We start from the raw sequence: 26,514 nt of genomic DNA on the forward strand, positions 1-26,514 counted from the left end.
CAGGATCATCGGCGGCCCGAGGTGCCGTTCCCGCCCGTGCCCGACGCCGTGCGCCTGCGCTAGTGTACGAGCACCCGTCGTGGAACCACCGTCAGGAGATGCCGCGGATGAAGCTCGATCTCAGGAAGCAGGTGGGCACCTACACCGCCCCGCGGGGCCGGTTCGAGGTGGTGACGGTCCCGGTGCTGCAGTTCCTCATGATCGACGGCCGGGGTGACCCGAACACGTCGGAGGCCTACCGGGACGCCATCACCACCCTCTACCCCGTCGCCTATGCGCTGAAGTTCCTCAGCAAGGGCGACCTCGGCCGGGACTACACCGTGATGCCCCTGGAGGCCCTCTGGTGGTCGGAGGACATGGACTCCTTCACCGTCGCCCGGGACAAGTCGCGCTGGGCGTGGACGGTGATGATCATGGTGCCGGAGTGGACGACGCCGGAGCAGTTGGCGACCGCGCGCGGGACGGTCGCACGCAAGGGCGGCGCGCCCGCACTCGAGGCGCTCCGCCTCGAACCGCTCGAGGAGGGGCTGTCGGTGCAGACCCTCCACCTCGGCCCGTACGACGACGAAGGGCCGGTGCTCGAGGCGCTGCACGGCGACTTCATCCCCTCCCACGCGCTGCAGGAGACTGGGAAGCACCACGAGATCTACCTCAGCGATGCGCGGCGCACCGCCCCCGGGAAGCTGCGGACCATCCTCCGGCAGCCCGTCACACCCCGGGCACCTCGCTAGGCTCGGGTAGAGCTCCCGCGGACCGCGGGATCCGGGACCGACAGGAACAGGGTGGACATGGATCTGGCACACGGCGTCGAACGCTTCACGGTGGCGCAGAAGATCACCATGATGGTGAACCGCTACGAGGTACGCGCCGTCGGCGCCGACGGACAGCCCGGGGACCTGCTGGCCTTCGCACAGCAGAAGCGGGCGGCATTCAAGGAGCAGGTCACGTTCTACCGTGACGAGTCGCGGACCACGCCCCTGTTCTCCTTCAAGGCCCGGCAACGGCTGGACGTCGGTGCCACCTACGACGTGCTGGACGCCGCCGGGCAGCCGATCGGGAGTTTCCGCAAGGACTTCGGCGCTTCGCTGCTGCGCTCCACCTGGCACCTGGAGGCGGCGGGCGTGCAGGCCAGAGGCAGCGAGCGGAGTGTCGGCGTGGCGATCGGCCGACGGATCTGGGAGATGGCGCCTGTCCTCGAGGCCATCCCGTCCCCGTTCCGCTTCCACTTCGACTTCGTCGACCAGGCCGGGCAGACCGTCCTGACGTCAGAACGCGGACAGTCCCTCCGGGACCGCTACCTCGTTACGGTCCCCGGTGCGCGGCTGGACGGACGGGTGGCAGCGGCCATGGCCGTCGCGCTCGACGCCCTGCAGTCACGCTAGGTCCGCGCCGTCAGGACAGCTCGTCGTCGAGGGCCTGGGCCTCGCGGTAGTACTCCAGCAGGGTGAGCCGGGCCGCCGCCTCGGGATCGAGCACGACGACGGCCTTCGGGTGCAGCTGCAGGACCGAGCCCGGGCAGAAGGCACTGACGGGCCCTTCCACCATGGCGCGGACGGCCGATGCCTTCGTGGTGCCGAGCGCCACGAGGACCGCCTGCCGGGATTCGCCGATGGTGCCGAGGCCCTGCGTGAGGCAGAGCTTCGGCACCTCCTCGCCGTCGTCCTCGAAGAAGCGGGCGTTCGCCTGGCGGGTGGCGCTGGAAAGCGTCTTGACGCGCGTGCGGGACCGCAGGGACGACGTCGGCTCGTTGAACCCGATGTGCCCGTTGGCGCCGAGCCCGAGGAGCTGGACGTCCACACCCCCGGCGTCGACGATCGCGGCGTCGTAGCGGACGGCCTCGGCCACGAGGTCCCCGGCGTCACCCCTCGGCGTATGCAGCCGCGCGAGTGGCAGGTCCACGGAGTCCACGAACTCCCGGCGGATCGTCGAGGAGTAGGACTGCGGATGGTCGGCGGGAAGTCCCGCGTACTCGTCGAGCGTGAAGGCGGTGGCGTCGCGGAAGCTCAGGCCCTCCTCCCGGTGCCGGCGGATGAGCTCGGCGTAGGTGGAGGCGGGCGAGCTCCCGGTGGCCAGGCCGAGGACGGCCGGCCCCTGCCTCATCCTCGCCTCGACGAGGTCGGCGGCCCTCCGCCCCACCTCCTCGGCGGAGTCGCAGAGGATGATCTGCACCGGGGTTCCCCTTTCGATGATGCCGTCCGATCAGCCGTGGGATCGCAGCGCGGACAGCACGACGACGACGTCCTGCCCGTACTCGGCGTCCATCCTCTCCTGGAAGGAGCCGTCGTCGTGGATGACGGTGACCACGACGAAACCGCGTTCGATCCCGGCGGTCACGGTATAGCCTGCGTGACGGAAGTAGATGTCCTGCAGGATGCGGTCGAGCTCGGCCTGCCCCGTCGTCCCCTGCCTGCCGGCCATCGGGTCCGTGATGGGCGCCCTGTCGTAGAGCGCCAGGGAGATCGGAACGCCCGTCCTCGTGAAGGTGGTACCGTCCCACGTTCCGGTCACAGCGTAGGCACCCCAGGTGACCCCCGATGCGGTCTCGGATCCGCCGGCAAGGTCCCAGTCCCAGTTCACGATCGGCGGCCCGCTGCACTGGGGCGGGTAGGACTCCATGACCCCGCCGAGGCAGAGTTGGGGGAGCCCGTCGTCGATCTGCAGCACGGTGCCCTCGGCGATCACCTCGCCGTCAGCCGGTGGAGCGCCGGGCACGGAGGTCCCCGCAGGATCGATCGGGCCGTCCGCCGTGCCGGATGCCGTTCCGCTCCCGGGACCACCCGGCGATGCGCATGCCGCGAGGAGGATCGCCGCGAGTGCTGTGGCACCGAGCCGGGCACGCCATGTCATGCCTCCATGATCGACCTCTCCGGGGGTGATGGCCAGGGGCAGGAGCCGGCACCGCGACGCCGTCCACGGCGTCGGGGCGGACCGCACGCGCCGTGTCGATGATGTGCTGGAGGCAGGCGCGGACAGGCTCCCGCAAGGCGGCGAGCGCGACATCGACCGAGCCCGTGCCGTTCTCCTCGGTGGTCCTAGGTCCTGCGGGCAGCCCGCAGCAGGGTCGCGGCCAGGGCGCCGGCGACGGGTGTCCAGATGGCCCGCTCCACGCGCGACCGGGAGGCGAGGTTCATGACCGTCCCTGCACCCATCAGGCCCGCGGCCCCGGTGAGGACCCGGCGTCGGGCCTGCCCTCCGCTTCGCGCATCGAGGGTCACGAGGGCGAGGGCCGCGTACGCGAGGGACGCCGCGGCGCTGGTGACCCGGTACTTCCGCGGCAGCGTGCCCCGGTGGGCACCGCCGTAGGCGGCCGAGCCCCAGGGCGCCCCGAGTGCGAGCGCGGCCTGGAAGGCGGAGACGATCAGCAGGAGGGCGGCGGGTACCGCTGTCGCGTCCCGGCCGCGCATGGTCCGGGTGATGCTGCGTCGTGTCATGCCTGGATGGTAACGGGCGACCCACACTGCGGTAAGGGGGCGCGTCAGCCCGTATGCCGTGACGGCGCCTGCACGGGGGCCGACGCGGACGTGCTCCGGCGCGCGAGCTGGAGTTCGCGCAGCAGGAGGAAGAGCGGCAATGCGAAGGCGAGGGCGACGGCGAACGTGAGCGCGACGAAGAGCACCCACCGCCGGCGCCACCCGAGCCGGCGTCCTTCGACGGCGTAGAAGATGCACGCCACCGTCGCGGCGACGATCACGTCCACGGCCGCCGATGCGCCGGCGGCGTTCGCGAACCACGCTTCGAGGTAGGAGCCGTCGCTGCCCCGGTACGAGAGGTTGAAGTACCAGGTGCCGAGCAGGCCCACGGCGGCCAGCATCCCGTACACGACGACGACCGCCCTGGTGCGGGCGGGCAGCGGCCCCCCGGGACGCGCGCTCATGCCGATCCGCCGGCGGCCGCCCGAGTGGCGGGAGGAGATGGCGCCGGTCTGCTTGGGCCGCTCCTGCGGCCGTGGGCGAGGATGACCGCGATCGACACGCCGGCCAGGAGCACGAGGGCCACCGATGCCAGGGCGATGTCCGCACTCGGGCGGACCACGGACTGCCCCATGATGGCCTGCAGGGTGAGGACCGCGAGGACCGCGGCGTACAGCACCGCCACCACCCGGACGATGCGCCGCCGGACCAGGCTCGATTCCAGCACTGCGACCCGGAGCGCCGCCGCTTCGAGCAGGATGGCCCCGATCGGCAACAGCTGCAGGGCGTGCATGCCGACGAAGTGGGGCACGCGGAGATCACCGGCCACGGTGCTCCATCCGAGGAGGAACAGGCCCGGCCCGCCATCGGCCGCCCCGACCGTGTGGGCGCCGGAGATGCCCTGCCAGTCGTCGAGCTGCGCCGCCGTCGGAGCCGTCATCAGGAACCCGAGGGCCATGCCGGTGAGGCCGAGGACCACCCCGGCCCGGATGGCGGTGGATCGCGCGGGATCGGCGTCCTTCACCCGGAACAGGAGGATGCCGACGATCAGCGACGCCAGCCAGAGCACGATGATCGAGACCGCCATGATGCTCCAGAGTGCCGAGCTCAGCGAGGTGGTCACATTGAAGTGGCTCGTGGTGTCCGCCAGGACGGCGCCGACGATGATGATCATCTCGACGACGACGGCGACGGCCGCCGTGGTCCCCAGCCACCACGCCAGGCGCCGCGCGGAAGTCACCTGACCGATCAGCCAGGACAGCGTCAGGGCATAGAGGACGAACGAGATCGAGAATTTCAAGGGCTTGGCCCACGCGGGTGACCCGACGAGCTCACGGGGGTCGACGACGAGACCGATCAGGCTGACAAGACCGGTGACGGCCATGAGGGCGGCCAGGAACAACAACGGGCTGTGCCAGGCAACGCCGGACGACAGCCGGCGACCTGCGGCGAGGGCCTGTGACATCAGTTCTCCCCCGGGTTTCGGGGCGAAGGCTGCTTGCGGACGCCTGCGGCATACCGGGTGTAGGAGACGTGCTCCTGGGCCGCCCGGCGGAGCCCGGCGAACAGTGCGTCCCCGAGCACCGTGCCGACGACGACCGTCTCGGCTTTCGCGCTCCGAGCCTCCTGGGCATCCACCAGGTCGAGATCGGCCTCGGCGACGGCGAGGGCCGCAGCGGCATAGCGCCGGTACCAGTCGTCGGTGACCTTCAGGCCGGACTCCTGGAGGGCGGTGACCGCGGCCGCGGCATCGAAGCGGCCGCAGCCTCCCGGTATCACGTGCCAATCCGCGATGAGCGCGTCGACGCGGTCGAGATCGGCAGGGCGGATCCTCTCCCGGTCCACCGCCCGGGTGGCAGCGCGCTGCGCGATGCCGAGCGTCTGGATGAGTGGCAGGTCCGAGTCGATGGCATCGAGGACCTCACCTGCTGCGGCCAGGCTCAGCCGCCCGAGCCTGACGAGGGCCTGGATCAGTTTCAGCCGACGGACATGCGGCGGGCCGTATTGCGCCTGATTGGGTCCCGTCCTCTTTCCCGGGGGGAGGAGCCCTTCCCGGAGGTAGAGCTTGATCGTCGCGACGGGGATCGAACTGGTCTCACTGAGTTGGGCCATCCGCATACGGATACCATAACTATCGGATAGTTAATATGTCCATATTCCTGATAGCACCCATCTACCGTATAGACCACCATTCCCCGTTCCGCACTCATCCCGGAGTCAGTACTGAGAGCTCCCGCGTCATGTTCACACGGGCACGCGGCGCCCACAGCGTCTGGGCTTCCGCTGTCCCGAACAGCGGCTCCAGCGCCAGGAGCCGCTGCAGCACCGCGCGGCGTCCTTCGACGAATGCTGCATCAGGAATATGGGCGTACTCCTCCCGGACGGCAAGGAGGTAGCGCTGGTAGTCGGCCTCCGGCCCGCCGAGCACGGAGAGGTCGGCGTCGCACAGCAGCCGGCCCGCGCGATCCTCGGACGCGGGGTCATGCGTCGCGGTGAGGAGCACGAGACGCTCCACCTCCTGCGCCGCCGGTCGGCCCAGGGCGGCGAGTCGGTGGACGGCGAGGGCCGCGGAGGCGCGTTCGTCCTCACCGGCCACTCCCTCGTAGACCGCGTCGTGGAACCACGCGGCGAGGAGCACGGTCCGCCGCAGCGGGAGGTCGCCCGGCTGCAGCAGCACATCGAGTGCCTCGAGTACCGCGAGGAGGTGGGTCTGCGTGTGGTACCTCCGGTGCGGTTCGGCCCAGCGATCGAGCAGGTCCTCGCCCAGGGCAGCATCCTCCGGCAGGAGCGATGCCCAGCGGGTGACCAGCGCGGCCCTCAGCTTCGGGCCCCGCCGTCGTGCAGGAACCCGGAGGCCGCTCCCGATGAGCGCCCGCACCAGGGATGCCCCGCTCACCTCCTGCGCGCCGCGCTCGACGAGTTCGCGGTAGCGACGGGCGGGGACGTCGTAGTGGTCCTCGTCGAAGGCGCGCCGCGGGATGCCCGCCGCCTCGGCGAAGGCGTGGAGTTCCTCCAGTGACGACGTCGAGACGAGGTGGGAGAAGACGGTCCCGTGCGCGGGCCACGACGGTGGATCGATGAGGACGGCCATGCCCAGCAGTCTAGGCGCGCAGCCCATCCCGTCAGGGAGTCGCGGATCCCGGTCGGGTGGCCTTGCCGTCGAGCCACAACTCCGTCGAGGCGTCCCCGTGGGTGCCGTCGGACCCTACGTGCTTCCCGCTGATGGTCGCGCCGTTCTTGATGACGTGTACGAGCGCCATGGCATGGCCCCGGCCAAGGTCGTGGTCCTCCTTGAGCCAGGTGACGATCTCTCCCGCCTTCGTGCCGGGAGCATCGAGGCCGCGCTCCCTGGCCTGATCGACGAGCTGGCGTGGGGTGAGTCCTGTCTTGCCCTCGATGGCGTCGAGATATGCCTGGAATGACATGGTTTTGTTCCTTCCTAGTCGCGGCGGCCGTAGGTGGCCAGGACATTGCCCTTGCTGGTGCTGGGGACGTCCTGCAGCTCCAGTTTCATCACGGGATCCGTCGGTTCGAAGAGGTGCCGCCCGGTGCCCGCGACCACGGGGTGGATCATCAGGGTCAGCGAGTCGAGCAGGCCCGCGAAGAGCAGCTGGCGGACGAGAGAGATGCCGGCACAGATGCCGATGTCGCCACCCTCGGTCTGCTTCAGGGACCACACGAACTCCTCCAGGGGCGCGTCCATGAGGGAGGAGTTCGTCCAGCCCAGCGGGCCCTCGAGGGTTCGGGAGGCGACGTACTTGCGCACCGGGTTGATGAAACGCCCGAAGGGGTCCCCGGCGTCGGCGACCGGCCAGAACTCCGCCCACTCCTGGTACCCGTGCCGCCCGAGGAGGACGGTGTCCACCCGATCGATCATCGCTCCCATCCCGGCGCCCAGTTCGGCGTCGAAGCTGTCGAACTGCCAGAGGTGGGGTGATTCGACCACTCCGTCGACGGAGGAGAAGAGGCCTGCTGTGAGTCTGCGCATAAGAGCTCCCGATGGTGGCGGTTTCCCCAGTAGACGCCATGGGGAGCACCGAATCATCGATGACGCGGAACTTTTCCCGCCCGCCACCTCCCGCACGGGTGCCACCGTCGCTACGCTCGGATGCATGCAGCCCGCCACCACGTCCCGGGGAACAGTGCCGGAGACCGCCGAGGACACGCCTTTCGACCGACAGCTCGAGGCCTCGCGCCGCGAACTCACCGGGTACTGCTACAGGATGCTCGGCGCCGCGTCCGAGGCGGAGGACGCCGTGCAGGAGACGATGATCAAGGCGTGGTCGAAGCGGGAGTCGTTCGCCGGTCAGTCCTCCCTGCGCACGTGGCTGTTCCGGATAGCGCACAACGTGTGCGTGGACATGCTCCGCAGCCCCCAGCGCCGGGCCAGGCCCATGGATCTCGGCCCGTCCACCCCTACGGCCGAGGCCGTGCTCGGCGCCCCGCTCACCGAGCGCGTGTTCGTGCAGCCCATCCCCGACGAGCGGGTGGTCGACCCCTCCGGCGACCCCGCCGTCGTCGCCGAGGCGCGCGACACCATCCGGCTGGCCTTCGTGGCCGCCCTGCAGCACCTCCCTCCGCTCCAGCGCAGCGCGCTGGTCCTGTGCGAGGTACTCCGGTGGTCCGCGGCCGAGGTGGCCGCGCTCCTCGAGGTGACCACGGCCTCGGTCAACAGTGCGCTGCAGCGCGCCCGCAAGACGATGGCCGGCTACGAGCCGTCCACGCACATGCCCCTGGAGGATCCCGCGCACAAGGTCCTGCTCGCCAAGTACCTCCGGGCGTTCGAGTCCTACGACATGGACGTCCTGGTGTCGCTGCTGCGCGACGACGTCGTCCTCTCCATGCCGCCCTTCGACCTGTGGCTCGCCGGGCCCGACGACGTCATCGCCTGGTTCGTGGGGAAGGGCAGCGTGTGCGAGGGTGGGCGCCTGATCCCCCTGGACGTCAACGGCGCCGGAGGGTTCGCGAACTACCACCTCGTGGAACCGGGGCTCTGGGAGCCGTGGGCCATCCAGGTCATCGAGACCGACGGCGAGCGCATCATCGGCCACCACAACTTCCTGTACCCGGAGATGTTCGAGCAGTTCGGGCTTCCGCCGGTCATCGACGAGCGGAAGGCCGCCGGCAGGGTGTAGCTGCTACCGGTCGGTGGATGACGGTCGCCCGCACCGCGCGGCTCAGCGGACAGTGCTCGGGCGCAGGACGTGCACGGGGCCGGTGGAGGACGCGACCAGGCCGAGACGGCCGGCCGCCGCGATAGCCTCCCTCCGCGTGCCGACGCCGAGCTTCCGGTAGATCCCCCGGATGTGGGTCTTCACGGTGTTGGTAGAGATCTGCAGGTCGTGTGCGAGTTCCTCCACCGTCGCGAAGGTCGGGAGGAGGGCCAGGAGTTCCTCCTCCCGCGGGGTCAGCGGGGGCCCGATGAGCGCCACGGGCTGGGGGACATGCTGTCCGATCATGTCGATCTCGCGCGCGTACCGGGCGTAGTGGTGCCGGTCGCGCTCCACTGACTGCCGCACCGCGTCCCCGGCGAGGGCGAAGCCGCGCACCGTCCGATGCCGGGCCGCGATGGCCAGTGCCCGCTCGAGCGACTCCCGCGCCTTGAAGGTGCGCTCCTCCAGGAGGTCCAGCCGCGCCAGCAGGGCCCATGCGGTCACGAGCCCCACACGGCTCCGGCTCGTCACGAACTCCGAGGTGACGCTCGTCAGGAGCTGACGTGCGCGGGCGTGCTGCCCGGACGCCAGGAACTCCCAGGCGGAGATCGTGTGGAGCTCCCCGCTGGCGCTCTGGCTCCTGCGCAGATCCAGCTTGAGCTGCGTGAGGTCGTCGGAGCGCCGCAGGAACAGCATCATCTCGGCGACCTGCAGCGCGCAGAGCGCGGCGTCCGGAGGGTACGCCCCGTGCCCGAGGTCGAAGCGGACCCTGTCGAGCAACTCGTCGGCGATCTCCGTACGCCGGTCGGAGCCGGGAAAGGCGAGGATCAGGGCCAGCTTCGCCGAGGAGTGGGAGACGACGGGCGCCGCCGTCGACGTCTTGAACACGAAGGCGTTGTGCAGGGCCGCGCCGCGGTCGTCGAGGACGTGGAACGCAGCCCATGCCGCGATCAGGTGGGCCGGCCGGAGCTTCGGACTGTACCGCAGGCCATGCTCCTCGCCGCGGCGGATCGCGGTCGCGGCCTGGACTGCCGCTTCCGCGAAGTCCTCGCTGATCGTGGCCAGCGAGGCGCTCGCCGTGCCGGCGTCGATCACAGCACCCGGATTCACACGCCTGGCTGCGGCCTCGAGAGTCCTCCGGGCCAGCGCCGTGGCCTCGGGGACCCTGGCTTCCGCGATCAGGGCCGCCACCTGGACGTTCAGGACGAAGAGCTGCACGTCGGGAGGTGCGGCCTCGAGATCCAACCGCTCCAGGAGCACCACCGCCTCGGCGGAACGCCCCTCCGGCAGCAGCAACTGCGCCTCCAACCCGAGGTTCAGCACGTCGAACGGAGAAGCAAGCTCGCATGATTCCTCGGCGGGCAGGCCCTCGTCCGGCGGGCGCCCCCGCCAGACCGCGGTCCGCGCGGCCCTTCCGGAGTCGCCCTCCGCGAGCGCGAGGAGGCACTCGAGCACGGCGAGCTCCGGAGACGCCGCGGAACCGATCTCCTTCAGGACGGACGCCAGTGTCCGCAGATCGTTCCTCCACAGCAGGTGCAACCCGGAGACGGTCACTACCCGCCGCAGGAGTGCGGCGTCGTGTGCCTTCGCGGCATGGCGGAGCGCCGCGGCATGGTGGCCTTGCCGGAGACGATGCCCTGCCATCCGGGCATGGAGCGGCCCGGCATCCGGCCAGTCGGGCGTCGGGACGGCCTCGGCGATCCAGCGGGCGAGCAGGCGGTGGAGCCGGAACCGCTCCGGAGCTCCGCCGTCCCGCTCAGCCACGACCATGCCGGTCTCGAGAGTGGTACGGGCCACGAGGTGCGCGCCGTCCGAGCGATCCAGCGCGACCTCGAGGTCCGCGATGGTGAAGGGCTCGATCAGCGCCATCACCGCGAGAACCTCCCGGATGGCCGGCCGGTAGGACCGGAACAGCGGCCCGCACAGCTTCTCGAGGAGTGATGCGCTGTGAGGTCCGCTCCGATACAGCGCGTCCGGCACCACCGCGCGGTGCGCCTGCGCGACGGCGGCCGTCCATCCCTCGGTGGCCTGGAGCAGCGCGTCCACGTCGGACCGGGCCGGGGCGAAGAGCCTCCGCAGCTCGCGTCGGCGCATGACGAGGTCCTGCTGCGTGAGGCACTGGACTCCCCCGGCCAGGTCCAGTTTGTACAGGCAGCGGAGGTCGGGCGTCCTGCGCCCGCACAGCAGCACCACCACGTCGTCGGGGGTCCGCTCGATGAAGTAGTCGAGGTCGACGAGCAGCGCGCGGTTGGTGAGGTGTTCACAGTTGTCCAGGACCACGACCACCCGGGTGTCGTTCCGTGTGCAGCCCTCGATCAGGGCGTCGATCCTCGCCGTCCGCGCGGCGGCGGCGGCGGGCCCCTGCGGCTCCGGGTCCTGCTTCCCCGTCAGCGCCGTGCCCAGCAGGGACCAGAACCGTCCAGGCCTGTTGTCGGAGGGATCGAGGGACACCCATGCGAGGAGGTCTCCAGCCGCAAGGCGGAGTCGCGCCCATTCAGCGACCACGGCCGTCTTGCCGAATCCGGCGGCGGCCGTGACCAGCAGGATCCGTGCGCCCCGTCCGAGCAGGGTGTCGAGACAGTCGGTCAGGCGTGGACGCGGGATCTCGCGCTCGTCCTGCTCGGGGACCCGGGTCTTACGCCGCACGACGCCCGTCACGGCCATGCACACCTCCCCAGCGTCAGCACACCGGGCCCGCGCCGACCCGGGTGCACCAAGTGTGCTCCCGGGGCGGACGGTTGGCCAAGGGAACGGACCGGGTATGACGAAGTGACGCACCAGGTGCGGATACCCCGCACGTCGCGAATACCGAATTCGCAGCCGCCACGGGATGCCTCCGGGTGGCGATGGCGTTTATCCCGGCGAGAGGGAATTCGTCATCCACCGGTGCCGAATGATGTCGAACAAACGGGGACCTCGGTATAAGGTCGGATTCTGGGGGTCATGAATTCATCCGGACAATGCAGGAGAATGCGATGGCACAGCGAGTACAGGTTCAACTGGTCGATGACCTCAGCGGTGAAGAAGCCCAGGAAACCGTCCGATTCGGCCTCGACGGCACGAATTACGAGATAGACCTCACGAAACAGAACGCCGAATCCCTGCGGGCCGCCCTTTCCGGGTACGTGGACAAGGGGCGCAAGGCAGGCACCGGTAAGCAGGCGTCCGCGAGCCCGAAGGCATCGTCCCGTTCGAAGCGCGAGGACACCCAGCAGATCCGCCAGTGGGCACAGGACAACGGTTATAACCCGAGTTCCCGCGGCCGCATCACGCAATCGATCATCGACGCCTACAACGAGAGCCGCTGACGTCCCACGGCGGACTGCTTCCACGAATTCGGGGGTCGGCACCGTCCGCGGGGAACGGGGGTAATTCCCCGCCCTCCGGAAGCAATCCCCTGCGTCCGTCCCCGGTCCGGAACATCCCGACCGCGTGCCGTGGACATCGGAATTCGGCGCGTCACCCGCCGTGCCCGACCCGAGCATGGCCGATGACCGGGAAAGGCGCCTGATTCGCGTTGCCGGAGGAGCGTCAGTTCCCCGGTGAGGTGGCGAGCGCCCAGGTGCGGGCGGCCTCGGGATGGTCGAAGTATCGGCTCTCGCACAGCGCGGGTTCGAGGAAGGCCGCGAGGACAAGGTCCACCGGCCCGGTCCCCACGAAGCCGATGCGGGACGTGAGTGACCCCTCCACGAGCAGGGCCCGTGCATCGACGTCGATCCCCGACAGACCCTGCAGGTGCACGACGAGCGGGAGCAGATGGCCCTCGGACAGATCCCGGATCGCGTCGAGGGCCGCGAGGACGTCGGCGAGGGTCAGGAGGGCCCCGGTCTCCCACCGGAGGACGAGCAGCCCCGCCTGCGCCTCGAGGCAGTGCTTCCCGTCGCAATGCCGGCGGGCCGCGGGCAGATGCCACGTGCCGGGGCACCCCTGGGACAGGGCGTTGCCGGGGACGGTCCGACTCACGCACTGCCTCCAGGATGCACAGGTCTCCACTCCCGACGACCGAATACCCAACTCTGGCACGGCCGCATCCGCCGCCGGACGATTACGGACAGAAGCGGGTAGTCGAACCTGTACAAATCGAGTGGTCGGTGACATCATCCCGGGAGATCCATACCAGACACCCGGCGGATCGCCGGGACTTGCCAACGGGGGCAGCCATGTCAGCAGCCGGAACGACCCTTCTCGCGATCGGCACGAAGAAAGGTCTGTGGCTCGCCTCGAGCCCCGACCGCGAGACGTGGACGCTCTCCGAACCGAAGTTCCTGATGGAGGAGATCCCGAGCGTCGGGATCGACACGCGGGGCGGGCGCACGCGCCTGTTCGCCGGACGCATGTCGTGGCATTTCGGGCCGTGCATCGCGCATTCGGACGACCTCGGTGAGACCTGGACCGAACCCCGGGAGGGCAGCATCCGGTTCGGGAGCGACGACGGCGCCGCCCTCGAGCGCATCTGGCAGATCCAGCCGGACGCGGAGCACCGCCCCGGCGTGGTCTGGGCCGGGTGCCAGCCCATCTCGGTCTGGAAGTCCACGGACCACGGGGAGACGTTCGAACTGAACCGCGGCCTGTGGGACCACCCCCACCGCGGCGAGTGGGGCGCCGGGTTCGGCGGGGCGGCCGCCCACACGGTCCTGCCGAGTCCCGTCGACGAGACGGTCCACGTGGCCATGAGCACCGGCGGCGTCTACCGCTCCGACGACGGCGGAACCTCCTGGCAGCCCCGCAACAGGGGCATCAGTGCCCCCTTCATGCCCGACCCGGATCCGGAATTCGGCCAGTGCGTGCACAAGGTGGCCCGCGACGCCGTCGACCCCGACCGCCTGTTCGCGCAGAATCACCACGGGGTGTACGCGAGCACGGACCGCGGGGATTCGTGGCAGTCCATCGCCGAGGGCCTGCCGGCGGACTTCGGCTTCGTCATGCTCTCCCACCCCCGCCGCAGCGGCACGGCCTGGGTCATCCCGCTCAAGGCCGACGGTGAGCGCATCCCGCCCGACGGGCATCTGAAGGTGCACCGGACCGACGATGGCGGCGCGACCTGGGAGGCCGGTGATGCCGGGCTGCCGACGGCGGAGTACAACGCGGTCCTGCGCGACGCCGCCTGCGTGGACACCGCGGAGGTCGCGGGCGTGTACTTCGGCACACGCGGCGGGGCCGTCTATGCGAGCGCTGACGAGGGCCGCACCTTCCGCGAGGTGGCGAGGAACCTGCCGGACGTGCTCTCGGTGCGTGCCGCCGTCGTCCCGGCCTGATGGGTACCGCCGTGGCCGCGACGAACTCCGTGACCGTCCTGATCCCCACGCTCCTCCGTCCGTACATCGACGGTCGGAGCGAGGTCAGTATGAGCGTGCCCGACGACGGCGACGTCTCGGCACTGCTCGACGGCCTGGGCGAGGGGCGCCCCCTGCTCGACCAGCGCATCCGGGAGGAGACCGGGGCCCTCAGGCGCTACGTGAACATCTACGTGGACGGCGAGGACGTCCGCCGCCTGGACGGGCTGGGAACCGCGGTGCCCGGAGGTGCCACCATCATGATCATCCAGTCGGTGGCCGGGGGCTAGGGCCGGATCGCTAGAGCCGCAGGGCGTTCAGCTGCTCGAGCGCGTCGCCCGGACCCACCGATGTGATGCCGTGTCCCCGCGCCCAGGACGCCAGCTCCTCGGTGATCGCCCTCGACACGCCGGACCAGCGCGCGTACGGCAGGACGTAGACGTAGTCGATGTCGGCGCGGGAGCCCTTCAGGAGCCGCAGCCCGCCGCATCCCACGGGCTGTCCGGTCGCGAGCTCGTAGGCGATGAGGAAGACGGCGATACCGGCGCCGTCGTCCACTGCGGCCGGCAGGGGCACGGGTGAGCGGCCGCGGTCACGCTCCGCACGGAGAGCCTCCCGCAGACCGATGCCCACGGGATTGGCCCAGGGAACCTGTCGAACCCGCAGCGTCTGCATGGCAGCCTCCTGAAATGTACGGTGCACCCCACGCTACGGAGAAGCCGTTTCGGCAGCATTTCCGACGGCGAAACTCTGCGTGCACCGCTTCCTCGCACTCGCCACCCGGATCGACAGGGCATCGGGCCGTCGTGAGGAAAGCGGCCTGCGCTGGCGCTCTTGCCTGGCCCGGGCACAGTACCGGAGGGGCGGCACGGACCTGCTGGTCCATCGCCTCGCCATCAGCCCGATCCCGATCCGCAGGTCAGGAACCGCACGGTCGACCCCGGTGCGAGCTGCGCCGCACGGTCCAGGTCGGCAGCGAGGACGACGCCGACCACCGGGTATCCGCCCGTGACCGGATGATCGGCGAGGAACAGCACCGGCAGGCCCGACGGCGGTACCTGCAGTGCGCCGCGCACGGTGCCCTCGCTCGGCAGCTCCCCGGCCCGGGTCCGGACGAGGGCCGGCCCGTCGAGCCGGAGGCCGATCCGGTTGGACTGCGCGGTGACGGTCCATACGGTCCCGCACAGGCGCGCCAGCCCGTCGTCGAACCAGTCGTCACGAGGACCGGGGAGCACGCGCAGCACCTCGGGCGTGCGTGCCGGCCGCAGCTCCTCAGGGTCGCCGACCGCCGATCCCGGGGCCGGCTGCCCCACCGGCAGATGCATCCCGGCGGTGAGTGCGGGTGGGCCGAGCCCCGACATCGAGTCGGAGGATCGGCTGCCCAGCACCTCCTCCGCCGCGAAGCCGCCCCGGACGGCCGTGTATGTGCGCAGCCCCGACGCCGGCGGGGACTGCCGCAGCACCTCACCCGCGCCGAGGAGGAAGGGCGCGCACAGGGGAGCGTCGCGCTCCTGGTCGTCCGGCATACCGATGACCAGGCCGACGTCGGCGCCGGTGACGGCCAGCACCTGGTCCTCCCCGGCCTCGAGCACGAGGCCTCCGTTGACACTCTCGATCACCGCGGCGCCGGGGGTGTTGCCCACCAGCCTGTTCGCCTGCCGCGAGGCCGCGCGGTCCAGTGCTCCCGCCTCGGCGACGCCCAGAGCCAGGAGACCGGGACGGCCGAGATCCTGGAGCGTGCTGGAGAGGCCCGGCGTCACGACCGTGAGCCCGGCCTCCGCCCGGCGAGCCGACACGTCGCGGGCACCCTCCCCGTCATCCACGGTCTGGCGCGTCGACCCCTCAGGGGCGGGAGCCGCTGCGCCGCCGGCCGGCGCGGGCGCCCGGACCGTGACGAGCTCGCGGACGACGGTGAACCGGACCCTGTTGCCGGGCCTGATCAGCGCCGGGTCCGTCCGGCGGGCATCCCACAGCACGGCGTCGGTCCGTCCGACCAGCTGCCAGCCGCCGGGCGACTCCCGCGGGTAGACCGCCGAGAACGGGCCGGCGAGCGCCACCGAGCCAGCAGGGACGGCTGTCCGGGGGGAATCCCGCCGCGGGACCTCCAGCCGCGGATCGCCGCCGGTCAGATAGGCGAAACCCGGCGCGAAGCCGCCGAAGGCGGCTACCCACGGTGTTGCCGTATGAGCAGCGACCACGGCCTCCTCACTGAGTCCTGTCCGCGCGGCGACGTCGGCCAGGTCTTCGCCGTCGTAACGCACCTCGATGGTGACGAGCGTGTCGTCCAGCGCAGCGGCCACGGAGAGATCGATCGTGCGGAGCCGGGCCTCGAGAGCGGCGACCTGCCATGGGTTCTCGACGGTGACGAGGACAGTGCTCGCAGCGGCGACCACGTCCACCTGACCCTCAACGGGGTGCTGCCGCAGTTGCGCCTCCACGCTGAGCACTTCCGACAGGTCGGGCAGTTCCACGAGCAGGGCGCGGTCACCGACGGCTCGGAGAGCTCGATCCGGTCCGCCCGTGCCACCGGGCGCGGCGTCAGGCGAAGGCACGGACGTCCACGCCCGCGGAGACGAGGGCCCGGCGGACCGCCGCGGCCATCGCGACGGCGCCCGGTGTGTCCCCGTGCACGCAGATGCTCTCGGGAGAGATGCGGATGCGGGACCCGTCGATCGCCACCACTTCGCCGTCCGTCGCCATGCGCAGGACATGCTCGACGACCTCCGCCTCGGCATGCAGGACCGACCCGGGTTCACGCCGGGACACCAGCGCGCCGTCGGGCTGGTAGGCGCGGTCGGCGAAGGCCTCGGCCACCGTACGCAGTCCTGCCGAACGGGCCTCGGTCTCGATCACGGAGCCGGGGAGCACCAGCAGCGGCAGTGCGTCGTCGACGTCGCGGACCGCCCGGACCACGGCGCGGGCCTGCCGCTCGTGGACGGCGATGGTGTTGTACAGCGCGCCGTGCGGCTTGACGTACTGCACGGAGGTTCCGGCAGCACGGGCCAGGGCCTGCAGTGCCCCGATCTGGTAGATGACGTCGTCGGTGAGTTCGCCCGGGTCGACGTCAATGAACCGCCGCCCGAATCCGGCGAGGTCGCGGTACCCGGGGTGGGCGCCGACGGTCACCCCGGCGGTGGCGGCGGCGGAGCAGGTGGCGCGGATGCCGGCCGGGTCTCCTGCATGGAACCCGCAGGCCACATTCGCGCTGGAGACCGACCCGATGATGCTCGCGTCATCACCGAACGTCCAGTTCCCGAAGGACTCCCCGACGTCGCTGTTCAGGTCCATTGCCGCGCCCCCTCCTGGTCGCTCCCGTCAGTATGCCGTGATCGGAATGCACCGGTCGACAGGAGGCTGAGCCGCGTGCACCCTTCGGGCCGCCCGGCCTTCCGCGGCCGTGCTGGGATCAGACGTCCGACCGGAAGCCCGTGAACTTGTGCGAACCATCGCAGTACGGCTTCAGCGCCGACGCCCCGCACCGGCACAGCGCCACGGTCCGGCGCGTACGCGGCAACTCCTCGCCGTCCGCTCCGACGAGCACGAAGTCGCCGCGGACCAGCAGGGGTCCATCGGGGCAGGCCACGACGGACACCGGAGCTGCTGCACCCGAGTTCAGCGGGCGCCCCGGCGCGGGGTCCCGCTCCTCGTTCCTCAGGTCGGCGCTCATGGGGCCATCGCCTCGGAAGGGAGCAGGGAGGAGCGGCCGTCCTCCCAGGCGGCCATGATCCGCTCCGTCATGATGGAGTCGACGGCGAGGGCCGCCGCTGCACCGAACAGGACGTCGGCAAGGAGATGGGGATCGGACTCGACGAGCCCACCGGCCATGTCGCGGCCGGCGATCTGCTCGTGGACGGCGTCGGCCTCCACGTGTTCGTCGAAGTACCCGGTGGCGGCCTCACCGTAACCGAGCCGGGTGAAGCCCCGGGAGTACAGTCGGTTGGGCTGGGACGACGTCATCTCGTAGGCGGCGAGATGCCCCACGATCGCACCCCGCAGTCGACGGTTGAGACCGAAGAGGGACATCAGGTTGTTGCTCGCCAGCGTGATGGCCGGCGCGGCATCGAGGTAGGCGCCGTAGGTGTCGTCCATCCCGAGCTCGCGCATGGTCCGGGCGAAAAGGGACGAGTGCATGCGCGCCAGCAGGCCGTTGCCGTACTCGTCGGCCTGGATCTCCACCAGGGCCGCTTTCGCCCGTCCTGCGAGGCGGGGGATGGCCCAGGTGTGCGGATCGGCTTCCCGGAGCTGGGAGATGGATCTGTGCACGAGGAACTCCCGCAGCTGGTCGTCCGTGGCGGTCCTCGCGACGAAGCGGGACATGCTGGGGCCGGAATCCCCGGCGGTCATGCGGAACAGTTCCGCGCAGACGGCTTCACCGGTCGCATCGGGCAGCTCGCCGAGCACCACCTCGTCCCGCACGCGCGCCTCGAAAGCCACCTCGATGCGCTGCCGCACGCCCAGCAGTCGGAGATTCCATTCCCAGTCGTCGCCCGCGCCTTCGATTCCGCTGTAGTGGAGCTCGTAGAGGCAGAAGAGAGCGAGCTGGAGGTCGTCGTCGTGCAGGATGTCCGGCGTCCGTGTCACCGCGGCCCCGACCGCGGACTCGAGGAGGGAGAGGGCGTCCCCCGGGGAGTCGACGGTGCCGGTGAGGACGGCCAAAAGCAGGGTGCTGGCTTCGCCACGCGGTGCGGGTTGCTTCATCGAGGACCTCTTCTGTCGGGAACGACCCACCGGGCCGGGGCCAGCATACTTCCCCCTACGACGTGGTGGACGCCACAGGGCAGACGACGACGCCGGCCCCGCGGTACAGGCGTACCGGGGGGCCGGCGTCGTCGCCGCTTCCGGCAGGACGGGCCCGGAAGCGCCGCGTCACCCCGTCAGGGGTGCACTGCTCCTAGGTGCGCCTGGCCGTGTCGCGGGAGCCACGGCTCAGGGCGAGGGCCAGCCCGATCATGCCGACGGCCAGGAAGAAGTGCAGCCAGTTGTCCGCGCTGTTCAACGGGACGAAGTTGGCCGCCGATTCCTGCCCGATGAAGAGGCCGTAGATCCACAGGACGGCGTAGATGATGCCACCGACCAGCAGGTACGAGCGTGCTCCCGAGACGGTCCGCGCCATGGCGAGACCCGCGATGCCGAACAGCAGGTGGACGATGTTGTGCAGGATCGAGACCTGGAAGATACCGAGCAGCATCGCCTCAGACTGATGCCCGGCGAACCTCATCGTGTCGTAGTCGGACGTGATCCCCGGGATGAATCCCAGGATTCCGACCAGCAGGAACACGATGCCTACGGCCTGTGCGGCGCGCTGGAGGGTCGTCTTGCCACCCTCCACCGTCCGGTTGTTCGTATTTGCCATCAGGATCTCCTTCTCTTCGGGTAGCGCGAACGGTTATTCGCGGTTCAGTTTGTCCTGGACGGTACCGGCCAGTTTCTCCACGGTGTTCGGGATCTCCGTGGTGCCGTAGGACCGCGCATCGGGGTGCGTGGGCGGCGGTATCGGCGCGTATGACGGAGAAACACGGGTGCTCCCTCCCCACGTCGGCCCCCCGGTCTCGGGTCCGCTCCTTCTGGAGGCGCCCGCAGGAGGTCCTGTTGCTTCTACGGTAGGGGCACCTCTAGGATCTCCGAAAGGTACTAAGTCTACTTATTTTGAAGTTGCGGAATCTGGGAAAAGAGCTTGCGTGAATGAATGTAAGCATGCTTAGCTTTAGTCATACGGCCAGCATGGGATGCCGCACCATTGCATCGAGCACACGCTGGAGCGTCCGCTATAACGGCAATATCAACGTTAGGAAGAACCATGACTACGCAGAATTGGCCGCAGGATCCCCTGGTCCCCTCCACGACCGGCAACGAGTCGTCCACTTCGAACCTCGGGGCGACCGAGGTCGGCACCACGGGAACCACCGGCGGCAACTCCGGCTCCGCTGATTCGAAGACCTCCGTCGCGAAGGACCAGGCCAAGCAGGTCGGCCAGGAGGGCAAGGACGCCGCCAAGAACGTGGCCGGCACCGCCGCCTCCGAGGCGAAGAACGTGGCTGCCGAGGCCGGCTCGCAGGCGAAGAACCTGCTCGGCACGGTGACCTCCGAGGTCAAGAGCCAGGCCGGATCGCAGCAGCAGAAGCTCACCGAGGGCATCCGCGCCATCGCCGACGAACTGAAGTCCATGGCCGAGAAGTCGGACAACCACACGGTCTCCAGCCTCGTCCAGCAGGCCTCGCAGCGCACCGGGTCCGCCGCCAGCTGGCTCGAAGGCCGCGACGCCTCCGACATCCTCGAGGACGTCAAGTCCTACGCCCGCCGCAAGCCCGGCACCTTCCTCGCCATCGCCGCGGGCACCGGCCTCGTCGTCGGTCGCCTGACGCGTGGCCTCACGGGCAACCCCGGTTCGGACAACAGCTCCGGCAACCAGGGCGCGGCCTCCACCGGCACGTCGACCACGGGCACCTACCCCGGGTACACGGAGGTGGGTTCGGACGCCTACAGCGGCACCCCCGCCTCCGCCGGCTTCGGCGAGACCACGCGCGGACAGCACGTCGCCGAGTCCAGCCCGGCCTTCGTCGACCCCACGGACGACTACCCCACCATCCCGCCGGGAACCCCTCCTGTGGGCACCCTCCCGAATGACGGGAGCCTGCGCTGATGAGTGAGGCATACACGGGCGGCGCGCACCAGGCCGCTGCACCCCTGCCGACGGAGGCGGAGCAGCGTTCCGCCAACGCCTCGGTGGGCGAACTTCTCGGGGAGGTGACGAAGGACCTCTCCAAGCTCATGCGCCAGGAAGTGGCCCTGGCCAAGGCCGAGGCCACCCTGTCGGCGAAGAACGCAGGCAAGGGTGCGGGCATGTTCGCCGGTGCCGCCGTCGGCGGTCACTTCGTCCTCCTGTTCCTCTCCCTCGCCCTGATGTACGGACTCGCCGCGCTCATGCCGATCGGCTGGGCCGCCCTCATCGTCGCCGTCATCTGGGGCATCATCGCCGCAGTGCTGGCGATGAAGGGCAAGAAGGAAGTCCAGAAGGTCAAGGGTCTCCCCCAGACTGCGGAGACCATCAAAGAAATTCCGCCGACACTGAAACCAGGTGAGCAGACACGATGAGCCAGACACCCGACGAGATCCGCGCAGATATCGAACGCACCCGCCAGGAACTGGGTACGGACGTCGACGCCGTTGCGGACAAAGTGAACCCCGCGAACATCGCGCACCGTCAGACCGAGAAGGTCAAGCACAGCTTCAGCAATGTGAAGGAGACCGTCATGGGCAAAGCCGAAGACGTGAAGGATTCCGTGCTCGGAAAGGCCGAGGACGTGAAGGACACGGTTGCTGACAAGGCCGGACATGCGAAGAACAAGGCCGGAAGCGGAATGGGCCACGCCCAGTCGGGCGCCGGCTCCGTGAAGGAGAGCGCTTTGGACAAGGCACACCACGCCGGCCAGGCCGTGCAGGGAGCACCCCGTCAGCTGAGCAGCAAGGCCGCGGGCAACCCCCTCGCCGCCGGGCTGATCGCTTTCGGAGCCGGCCTGCTGGTCGCCAGCATCATCCCGGCCAGCCAGAAGGAGCAGCAGGCGGCATCGCAGCTGAAGTCGCAGGCCGCTCCGCTCAAGGAGAAGGTCACCGAGGCCGCGAAGCAGGTCGTCGAGGAGATCAAGGAGCCCGCGCAGGAGGCCGTCCAGTCCCTCAAGGAGTCGGCCACCGACTCGGTGCAGAACGTGAAGAACGAGGGCCAGCAGGCTGCGAGCGACGTCAAGGGCAGCGCCCAGGACGCGACGTCGACCGTCAAGCAGAGCTGACACACCGCTCACCGAACGACGGCGGCCACCGGAACACTTCCGGCGGCCGCCGTCGTCGTCTGTCCTGTCACACGACGACGGTGCCGTACAGCGGCACTGCGGGCCGCACAGCGGCACGATGAGGCGCGCGTCGGACCCCATCGGTGGCACTCCCGGGAACGCCTGAGCCGCTGTGATCAGTAGCTCGGCACTCCCCGCCCGCGGCTCTGCACCCCGGGCCGCTCAGCCGAGGAGCGCCTCGGCCTCCGCCTGCCCGATGATCGGCTGCCGATACTCCACCGACAGGATCTCGAGCATCGCCTCCGCGTACCTGTCGTTGGTGCTGCCGATCGCATCCAGCGCGTAGCTGACCCGGAAGTCATGGGCGAAAGCGTCCGCTCCGGTGTGCGCCACACAGTTGTGGGTCGATACCCCTGCGAGAACGAGCCTCTCCACACCCAGGTCCTTCAGGCGCGCGGCGAGGTCGGTGCCGAAGAAGGCGCTGTCCCGGGTCTTCGTCACCGTCTCCAGCCCCTCGACGCGCAATCCGGCGACGGTCTCGGCCTGGTGCGAGCCGCGGAAGATGAACCCCTGGTCATCATCGAGCATGGAGCGCGTCCACGTGGAGCGGTTCCGCAGATGTTCGGTGCGCGCCACCAGGACGGGCGTATTCCCGCGGTGCGCGGCTTCGATCAGCCTGTTGCAGGCCTTGACGAGGGCATCCTGCGCACTCGCCAGAGCGGCGTCCTCGAAGAAGGCGTTCTGCATGTCGATGACCAGCAGGGCGGTCCCGCCACCGTCGATCCCGGGGCCGGGCGAGGTGTCAGAAAGCTGCATCGGGTTCACGGAGGTCACTGGCGGCAGGTTCCGCGAGCACCGGGCCGTCGACCAGCTGGACCACCTCGGCGACGGAGGGAAGACCCAGGGAGACGGCGGAGAGGAGCGCTACCTCCTCGAGTACCGCCGGACCGATGGGCGGCGTCCCTGCGAGCCGTCGCACCTCGTTCTCGCTCAGATTCGCGGCCCTAGCCACGGCGGCGTGCGTGGAGCCGGCAACGAGTGCCTGGCGGATCGCTTCGCCGCAGAGAAGCGCAAGCCTGTCCCGCTGGAACTCGGCGTCCTCGAGATCCGCTGCCGCGATCATGACGGAGGTGATGTGTGGGGGCTGTTCTGCTGGCATTGTCGCCCTTTCAGGGGCTCGGCGACCATTGCCGACAGCATGGTGGTCCAGGGCGCCGGCAGGGCTTCCTGGTCCGCCGCTCCGGGCGGGCCCGCGGTACTGCCCGAGGGCGTGCGACCCGCTGGACGGAAGGAGGCTCCGCTGGAACGTCGTGCATCGGCTCGATCGAGACTGTTCGGCCGGTGGCTGGACCTTCCTGCCATCATACGGAAGCACCTGAGCCTACGGAAACCCCGACCCGGTCCGGGAGGTCATGCCGGGCGAGGGTGCCCCGCGATACCGCCCGGACACTTGAATTCGCGCCCGAACGCTAAGCCTGCTTCCCATTGAGTACTAAGTATGCTTACTCTAGAGGCCGGTGGTTCGCAGGGGCTTCCGCCCCGGTGCAACCGGAATTCCATACCCCTCGCAGTGAGATTACTCAGAAGGAGAAGGAAATGATTACTCAGGAACACATCGACACCCTGCTCGGCAACGGCGGCAACGTCCTCGGGTCCGACGGAGAGAAGATCGGCGCGATCGGGCAGGTCTACCTGGACGATCAGACCGGTGAGCCCAGCTGGGTCACGGCGAAGACGGGCCTCTTCGGCACGTCGGAGTCCTTCGTTCCGCTTCAGGGCGCCGACGTCCAGGGTCACGACGTGCGCGTCCCCTACTCCAAGCACCAGGTCAAGGACGCCCCCCGCGTCGAGTCCGACGGCAACCTGAGCCCGGAGGAAGAGGATCGCCTCTACCGCCACTACGAGATCGGCGGCGGCACCAGCGGCTACGCCGATACGACGACGACCGTCGGCCACGGCGATCGCGATGTCGACATCGACACGCACTCGGGCCGCCACGCCGGCACGACCGACACGACGAGCACCTTCTCGGACACCAACAGCGGACGCGGCACGGTCGGTCACGACACGTCCGGCCCCACCACGGATGATGCCATGACGCGCTCCGAGGAGCAGCTCCGCGTCGGCACCGAGCGCCGTGAAGCGGGACGTGCGCGCCTGCGCAAGTACGTCGTCACCGAGAACGTCACGCAGACCGTCCCGGTCAGCCGTGAGGAAGTCCGCGTGGAGCGCGAGCCCATCACGGACGCCAACCGTGGCGACGCGTACGACGGCCCCGCCATCAGCGAGGAGGAGCACGAAGTCGTCCTCCACGCCGAGCGCCCCGTCGTCGAGAAGGAAGCTGTTCCCGTCGAGCGCGTACGCCTCGACAAGGAGACGGTGACCACCAACGAGACGGTCAGCGCCGACGTCCGCAAGGAAGAGATCGAGGTCGAGGGCGTGGACGAGACGCGCCGCGGCAACAACCTCTAGGCACAACGGCAGCATGAGGAAGGCCCGGAGCACTGCTCCGGGCCTTCCTCGCATCCCGTGCAGGGCGTTCTGCGGTATACACACGCTGACGCCGGGCACCGCTCGACGACGATAATAAGCATGCTGTCTATTTGGTGCAAAGTTGTCTACAGTAAGTAGTAACTGGACAAGCGATCACATCGCGCAGAACCAAGGGGAAGGAAACGCCATCGTGCCGGAGTTGAACGATTGGTCGACCAGCCGCCTGCTAACGACCGCGGCCCGCATCGTCGAACACTCATGGAACGAGAAGCTCCTGAGCATCGGCATCACGCACGCCGGGTTGACCACCCTGGGAGTCCTGGAACGTGAGGGAACACTGACGGGCGTCCGCCTGGCGCAGCTCGTCCATGTACAGGCACAGACCGTGGGCCGCACGCTCGACCGCCTCGAGAAGCGCGGTCTGGTGACCCGCCTGCGCAACACCGCCGATCGCCGGAGCCAGCGCATCACCATCACCTCGGCCGGCCTGAAAGCCCTGGAGCGGGCGAAGAACATCGAGCACGAGCTGATGGCCGAGGACGGGCTGGCCTCTCAGGACCTGCGGGACCGCCTCAAGACCGTCATCAACGAGCTCGGGCCCCGCAAGGACTAATAGCCCCCGCCGTCCGCGGCCATGTTGTTGAAGCGTGAATAGTGGCCCTGGAAGCCGACCACGAGGGTCTTGGTGGGACCGTTACGGTGCTTCGCCACGATCACGTCCGCCTCGCCCGCGCGGGCTGACTCCTTGTCGTAGACGTCGTCCCGATGCAGCAGGATGACCATATCCGCATCCTGCTCGATGGAACCGGACTCACGGAGGTCCGATACCTGCGGGCGCTTGTCGGTGCGCTGCTCGGAGCCACGGTTGAGCTGCGACAGCGCGACGACAGGGACGTTGAGTTCCTTGGCCAGCAGCTTGAGCGCTCTGGAGAACTCCGACACCTCCTGCTGGCGGGACTCCACGCGCTTGCCGGAGGACATCAGCTGCAGGTAGTCGAGCACCACGAGCTTGAGGTCGTGGCGCTGCTTCAGCCGCCGGCACTTGGCCCTGATCTCCATGAGCGACATGTTGGGGCTGTCGTCGATGAACAGCGGGGCGTCATTCATGCGCCCCATGGTCGTGGCGATCTTGCCCCACTGCTCGTCCTTGATCGTGCCCTTGCGCAGGTCCTGCAGCCCGATGGTGGCCTCCGCGGACAGAAGGCGCATGGCGATCTCGTTGCGTCCCATCTCCAGGGAGAAGAACACGGTGGCCATGTTGTGCTTGATGGCGGCCGACCGCGCCCAGTCCAGCGCGAACGTCGACTTTCCCATTGCCGGACGCGCCGCCACGACGATCATCTGTCCGCCGTGGAGTCCCTGCGTCAGCTCGTCCAGTTCGTAGAATCCGGTGGGTACGCCCGTCATGCCCTCACCGCGGTGCCCCGCCGACTCGATCTCGTCGACAGTGCCCTCGATGATGTCCTTCAACGCCACGTAGTCCTCGGCCGTGCGGCGTTCGGCCACCGCGTAGACCTCCGCCTGCGCAGCATTGACGAGGTCGTCCACCTCGCCGTCGTTCGAGTATCCGAGTTGCACGATCTTGGTGCCGGCATCGACAAGGCGTCGGAGTACTGCCCGCTCGCGCACGATCTCCGCATAGAACCCGGCGTTGGCCGCGGTCGGCACGGACTGGATCAGGGTGTGGAGGTAGGCGGGGCCACCGATGCGCGAGATCTCGCCGCGCTTGGTGAGCTCGTCCGCCACCGTGACGGCGTCGGCCGGCTCCCCCCGCCCGTAGAGGTCGATGATGGCCTCGTAGATGCTCTCGTGGGCCGGACGGTAGAAGTCCAGTCCGCGGAGGACTTCCACGCAGTCCGCGATGGCGTCCTTCGACAGCATCATGCCGCCGAGCACCGATTGCTCGGCGACGAGGTCCTGGGGAGGCGTGCGCGAGAACTCCGGGCTACGTGTGTCCGTCGATGAATCTGCATGTGCCAGGGACACTGAAGGGCCTTTCTCCTGCTGCGAGGCGGCGTTCGCCGTAGCGGACCACCGGACGCCCGGGCGGGTCTGATAGGTCAGGCTTATCACCCGACACCCTCACTCCTGGCGGTCTCCCGCAACGGTAGCCCCCCGCCCGGAGGCCGCAAAGCGCCATCCCAACAGGGGCTGTGTATAACTAGGAAGATGCTGTGGATTGCAGGGGCTATCTTGTGCACAGGATGGGGACAACCCTGTGGACAGAAACATTCTCTCTCGCACAAACCGTGCCTGACCTGCGCAAACGTTATCCCCGGGCTGTGGATCAAAAGTATTTTTCCGAGCGATCCGTCCACAGGTCCGCTGTTGACAACTCGCCGAAGGAGCCCGGTTGAACGCTCCGGTGACCTATATGGCCCAAGTGCCACCCTTCCACCGC

31 protein-coding genes are annotated in these 26,514 nt (G+C 69.3%); 11 read left to right on the top strand and 20 right to left on the bottom strand.

Going from position 1 to position 26,514, the window contains the following annotated elements:
* Positions 1 to 107 precede the first annotated feature (107 nt).
* Both CI785_RS10840 and CI785_RS10845 read left to right on the top strand, forming a co-directional pair.
* A complete protein-coding gene (locus CI785_RS10840; protein ID WP_105032076.1) occupies positions 108 to 731 on the top strand; it encodes a GyrI-like domain-containing protein in 624 nt (207 codons plus the stop codon).
* A 57-nt stretch (positions 732 to 788) separates the two neighbouring features.
* The gene (locus tag CI785_RS10845; protein ID WP_105032077.1) at positions 789 to 1,382 is read left to right on the top strand and encodes an LURP-one-related family protein; all 594 of its coding nucleotides are present in this window, start codon (positions 789 to 791) and stop codon (positions 1,380 to 1,382) included.
* 10 nt (positions 1,383 to 1,392) lie between these two features.
* On the opposite strand, the gene nagB is transcribed toward CI785_RS10845, so the two are convergent.
* The 9 genes from nagB to CI785_RS10890 all read right to left on the bottom strand — a co-directional run bounded on the left by nagB (position 1,393) and on the right by CI785_RS10890 (position 7,398).
* Complete coding sequence (gene nagB, locus CI785_RS10850) at positions 1,393 to 2,169, bottom strand: glucosamine-6-phosphate deaminase (protein ID WP_105032078.1); 777 nt, start codon at positions 2,167 to 2,169, stop codon at positions 1,393 to 1,395.
* A 30-nt stretch (positions 2,170 to 2,199) separates the two neighbouring features.
* Positions 2,200 to 2,847: a hypothetical protein gene (locus CI785_RS10855; protein WP_105032079.1), complete on the bottom strand. Its 648-nt coding sequence runs from the start codon at positions 2,845 to 2,847 to the stop codon at positions 2,200 to 2,202.
* Between the two features lie 185 nt (positions 2,848 to 3,032).
* The gene (locus CI785_RS10860) at positions 3,033 to 3,431 is read right to left on the bottom strand and encodes a hypothetical protein (RefSeq protein ID WP_240615139.1); all 399 of its coding nucleotides are present in this window, start codon (positions 3,429 to 3,431) and stop codon (positions 3,033 to 3,035) included.
* Positions 3,432 to 3,475: 44 nt separating this feature from the next.
* Positions 3,476 to 3,874, bottom strand: coding sequence for a DUF2834 domain-containing protein (locus tag CI785_RS10865; RefSeq protein WP_105032081.1), 399 nt, complete (start codon positions 3,872 to 3,874; stop codon positions 3,476 to 3,478).
* On the bottom strand, positions 3,871 to 4,875 hold the full coding sequence (locus CI785_RS10870) for a hypothetical protein (RefSeq protein ID WP_105032082.1): 1,005 nt from the start codon (positions 4,873 to 4,875) through the stop codon (positions 3,871 to 3,873). Before CI785_RS10870 ends, CI785_RS10865 begins: the two co-directional genes overlap by 4 nt.
* Positions 4,875 to 5,522, bottom strand: a complete 648-nt coding sequence (locus CI785_RS10875; RefSeq protein WP_205753606.1) for a MerR family transcriptional regulator — start codon at positions 5,520 to 5,522, stop codon at positions 4,875 to 4,877. The genes CI785_RS10870 and CI785_RS10875 overlap by 1 nt, the downstream gene beginning before the upstream one ends.
* Positions 5,523 to 5,616: 94 nt before the next feature.
* Positions 5,617 to 6,501 (bottom strand): DUF4031 domain-containing protein, encoded by an 885-nt coding sequence (locus CI785_RS10880; RefSeq protein ID WP_105032084.1) that lies wholly within the window; start codon positions 6,499 to 6,501, stop codon positions 5,617 to 5,619.
* A 31-nt stretch (positions 6,502 to 6,532) separates the two neighbouring features.
* Complete coding sequence (locus CI785_RS10885; RefSeq protein WP_105032085.1) at positions 6,533 to 6,835, bottom strand: DUF4287 domain-containing protein; 303 nt, start codon at positions 6,833 to 6,835, stop codon at positions 6,533 to 6,535.
* Positions 6,836 to 6,849: 14 nt separating this feature from the next.
* Positions 6,850 to 7,398: a dihydrofolate reductase family protein gene (locus tag CI785_RS10890; protein ID WP_105032086.1), complete on the bottom strand. Its 549-nt coding sequence runs from the start codon at positions 7,396 to 7,398 to the stop codon at positions 6,850 to 6,852.
* Between the two features lie 124 nt (positions 7,399 to 7,522).
* Here CI785_RS10890 and CI785_RS10895 point away from each other — a divergent pair, with 124 nt between their 5' ends.
* Positions 7,523 to 8,545 (top strand): sigma-70 family RNA polymerase sigma factor, encoded by a 1,023-nt coding sequence (locus CI785_RS10895; protein ID WP_105032087.1) that lies wholly within the window; start codon positions 7,523 to 7,525, stop codon positions 8,543 to 8,545.
* Between the two features lie 42 nt (positions 8,546 to 8,587).
* On the opposite strand, the gene CI785_RS10900 is transcribed toward CI785_RS10895, so the two are convergent.
* Positions 8,588 to 11,227 carry a LuxR C-terminal-related transcriptional regulator gene (locus CI785_RS10900; RefSeq protein ID WP_105032088.1) on the bottom strand — a complete coding sequence of 880 codons (2,640 nt, stop codon included), beginning with the start codon at positions 11,225 to 11,227 and terminating at the stop codon, positions 8,588 to 8,590.
* A gap of 311 nt (positions 11,228 to 11,538) precedes the next feature.
* Here CI785_RS10900 and CI785_RS10905 point away from each other — a divergent pair, with 311 nt between their 5' ends.
* Positions 11,539 to 11,871, top strand: coding sequence for a histone-like nucleoid-structuring protein Lsr2 (locus tag CI785_RS10905; protein ID WP_105032089.1), 333 nt, complete (start codon positions 11,539 to 11,541; stop codon positions 11,869 to 11,871).
* A gap of 223 nt (positions 11,872 to 12,094) precedes the next feature.
* Here the strand turns inward: CI785_RS10905 and CI785_RS10910 are convergent, their stop codons facing one another.
* Complete coding sequence (locus CI785_RS10910; RefSeq protein ID WP_105032090.1) at positions 12,095 to 12,526, bottom strand: hypothetical protein; 432 nt, start codon at positions 12,524 to 12,526, stop codon at positions 12,095 to 12,097.
* Between the two features lie 197 nt (positions 12,527 to 12,723).
* Between CI785_RS10910 and CI785_RS10915 the strand changes: the two genes are divergently transcribed.
* Together CI785_RS10915 and CI785_RS10920 are read left to right on the top strand one after the other, a co-directional pair.
* Positions 12,724 to 13,818, top strand: a complete 1,095-nt coding sequence (locus tag CI785_RS10915) for a WD40/YVTN/BNR-like repeat-containing protein (protein WP_105032091.1) — start codon at positions 12,724 to 12,726, stop codon at positions 13,816 to 13,818.
* A gap of 11 nt (positions 13,819 to 13,829) precedes the next feature.
* Positions 13,830 to 14,126, top strand: coding sequence for a MoaD/ThiS family protein (locus tag CI785_RS10920; RefSeq protein WP_338064900.1), 297 nt, complete (start codon positions 13,830 to 13,832; stop codon positions 14,124 to 14,126).
* A 10-nt stretch (positions 14,127 to 14,136) separates the two neighbouring features.
* Here CI785_RS10920 and CI785_RS10925 read toward each other — a convergent pair whose 3' ends face one another.
* The 6 genes from CI785_RS10925 to CI785_RS10950 all read right to left on the bottom strand — a co-directional run bounded on the left by CI785_RS10925 (position 14,137) and on the right by CI785_RS10950 (position 19,189).
* On the bottom strand, positions 14,137 to 14,511 hold the full coding sequence (locus CI785_RS10925) for a GNAT family N-acetyltransferase (protein WP_105032093.1): 375 nt from the start codon (positions 14,509 to 14,511) through the stop codon (positions 14,137 to 14,139).
* A gap of 221 nt (positions 14,512 to 14,732) precedes the next feature.
* Positions 14,733 to 16,388 (bottom strand): 5-oxoprolinase subunit B/C family protein, encoded by a 1,656-nt coding sequence (locus tag CI785_RS10930; RefSeq protein ID WP_105032094.1) that lies wholly within the window; start codon positions 16,386 to 16,388, stop codon positions 14,733 to 14,735.
* On the bottom strand, positions 16,375 to 17,124 hold the full coding sequence (locus tag CI785_RS10935; protein WP_105032095.1) for a LamB/YcsF family protein: 750 nt from the start codon (positions 17,122 to 17,124) through the stop codon (positions 16,375 to 16,377). The genes CI785_RS10930 and CI785_RS10935 overlap by 14 nt, the downstream gene beginning before the upstream one ends.
* A 118-nt stretch (positions 17,125 to 17,242) precedes the next feature.
* Entirely contained in the window at positions 17,243 to 17,503 is a 261-nt protein-coding gene (locus CI785_RS10940) for a CDGSH iron-sulfur domain-containing protein (RefSeq protein WP_105032096.1), read from the bottom strand.
* Entirely contained in the window at positions 17,500 to 18,534 is a 1,035-nt protein-coding gene (locus CI785_RS10945) for an iron-containing redox enzyme family protein (protein ID WP_105032097.1), read from the bottom strand. The genes CI785_RS10940 and CI785_RS10945 overlap by 4 nt, the downstream gene beginning before the upstream one ends.
* Positions 18,535 to 18,727: 193 nt before the next feature.
* The gene (locus CI785_RS10950; protein WP_105032098.1) at positions 18,728 to 19,189 is read right to left on the bottom strand and encodes a DUF4383 domain-containing protein; all 462 of its coding nucleotides are present in this window, start codon (positions 19,187 to 19,189) and stop codon (positions 18,728 to 18,730) included.
* 444 nt (positions 19,190 to 19,633) lie between these two features.
* Here CI785_RS10950 and CI785_RS10960 point away from each other — a divergent pair, with 444 nt between their 5' ends.
* The 3 genes from CI785_RS10960 to CI785_RS10970 are packed head-to-tail and all read left to right on the top strand — an operon-like array spanning position 19,634 to position 21,620.
* Complete coding sequence (locus tag CI785_RS10960) at positions 19,634 to 20,476, top strand: hypothetical protein (RefSeq protein ID WP_105032099.1); 843 nt, start codon at positions 19,634 to 19,636, stop codon at positions 20,474 to 20,476.
* Positions 20,476 to 20,928 carry a phage holin family protein gene (locus CI785_RS10965; RefSeq protein ID WP_105032100.1) on the top strand — a complete coding sequence of 151 codons (453 nt, stop codon included), beginning with the start codon at positions 20,476 to 20,478 and terminating at the stop codon, positions 20,926 to 20,928. The genes CI785_RS10960 and CI785_RS10965 overlap by 1 nt, the downstream gene beginning before the upstream one ends.
* Positions 20,925 to 21,620, top strand: coding sequence for a DUF3618 domain-containing protein (locus CI785_RS10970; protein WP_105032101.1), 696 nt, complete (start codon positions 20,925 to 20,927; stop codon positions 21,618 to 21,620). Before CI785_RS10965 ends, CI785_RS10970 begins: the two co-directional genes overlap by 4 nt.
* 222 nt (positions 21,621 to 21,842) lie before the next feature.
* On the opposite strand, the gene CI785_RS10975 is transcribed toward CI785_RS10970, so the two are convergent.
* Together CI785_RS10975 and CI785_RS10980 are read right to left on the bottom strand one after the other, a co-directional pair.
* On the bottom strand, positions 21,843 to 22,436 hold the full coding sequence (locus CI785_RS10975) for a cysteine hydrolase family protein (protein ID WP_105032176.1): 594 nt from the start codon (positions 22,434 to 22,436) through the stop codon (positions 21,843 to 21,845).
* On the bottom strand, positions 22,423 to 22,779 hold the full coding sequence (locus tag CI785_RS10980) for a hypothetical protein (RefSeq protein ID WP_157940241.1): 357 nt from the start codon (positions 22,777 to 22,779) through the stop codon (positions 22,423 to 22,425). Before CI785_RS10980 ends, CI785_RS10975 begins: the two co-directional genes overlap by 14 nt.
* A gap of 437 nt (positions 22,780 to 23,216) precedes the next feature.
* On the opposite strand from CI785_RS10980, the gene CI785_RS10985 reads away from it, so the two are divergent.
* Positions 23,217 to 24,092 (top strand): DUF2382 domain-containing protein, encoded by an 876-nt coding sequence (locus CI785_RS10985; RefSeq protein WP_105032103.1) that lies wholly within the window; start codon positions 23,217 to 23,219, stop codon positions 24,090 to 24,092.
* Positions 24,093 to 24,303: 211 nt separating this feature from the next.
* Complete coding sequence (locus CI785_RS10990) at positions 24,304 to 24,726, top strand: MarR family winged helix-turn-helix transcriptional regulator (RefSeq protein ID WP_105032104.1); 423 nt, start codon at positions 24,304 to 24,306, stop codon at positions 24,724 to 24,726.
* On the opposite strand, the gene dnaB is transcribed toward CI785_RS10990, so the two are convergent.
* The gene (dnaB, locus tag CI785_RS10995) at positions 24,723 to 26,099 is read right to left on the bottom strand and encodes a replicative DNA helicase (RefSeq protein ID WP_105032105.1); all 1,377 of its coding nucleotides are present in this window, start codon (positions 26,097 to 26,099) and stop codon (positions 24,723 to 24,725) included. The two genes, CI785_RS10990 and dnaB, sit on opposite strands and share 4 nt — an antisense overlap.
* Positions 26,100 to 26,514: the final 415 nt, after the last annotated feature.

The organism is Arthrobacter ruber, assembly GCF_002954225.1.
Taxonomy (GTDB): Bacteria; Actinomycetota; Actinomycetes; order Actinomycetales; family Micrococcaceae; genus Arthrobacter_D; species Arthrobacter_D ruber.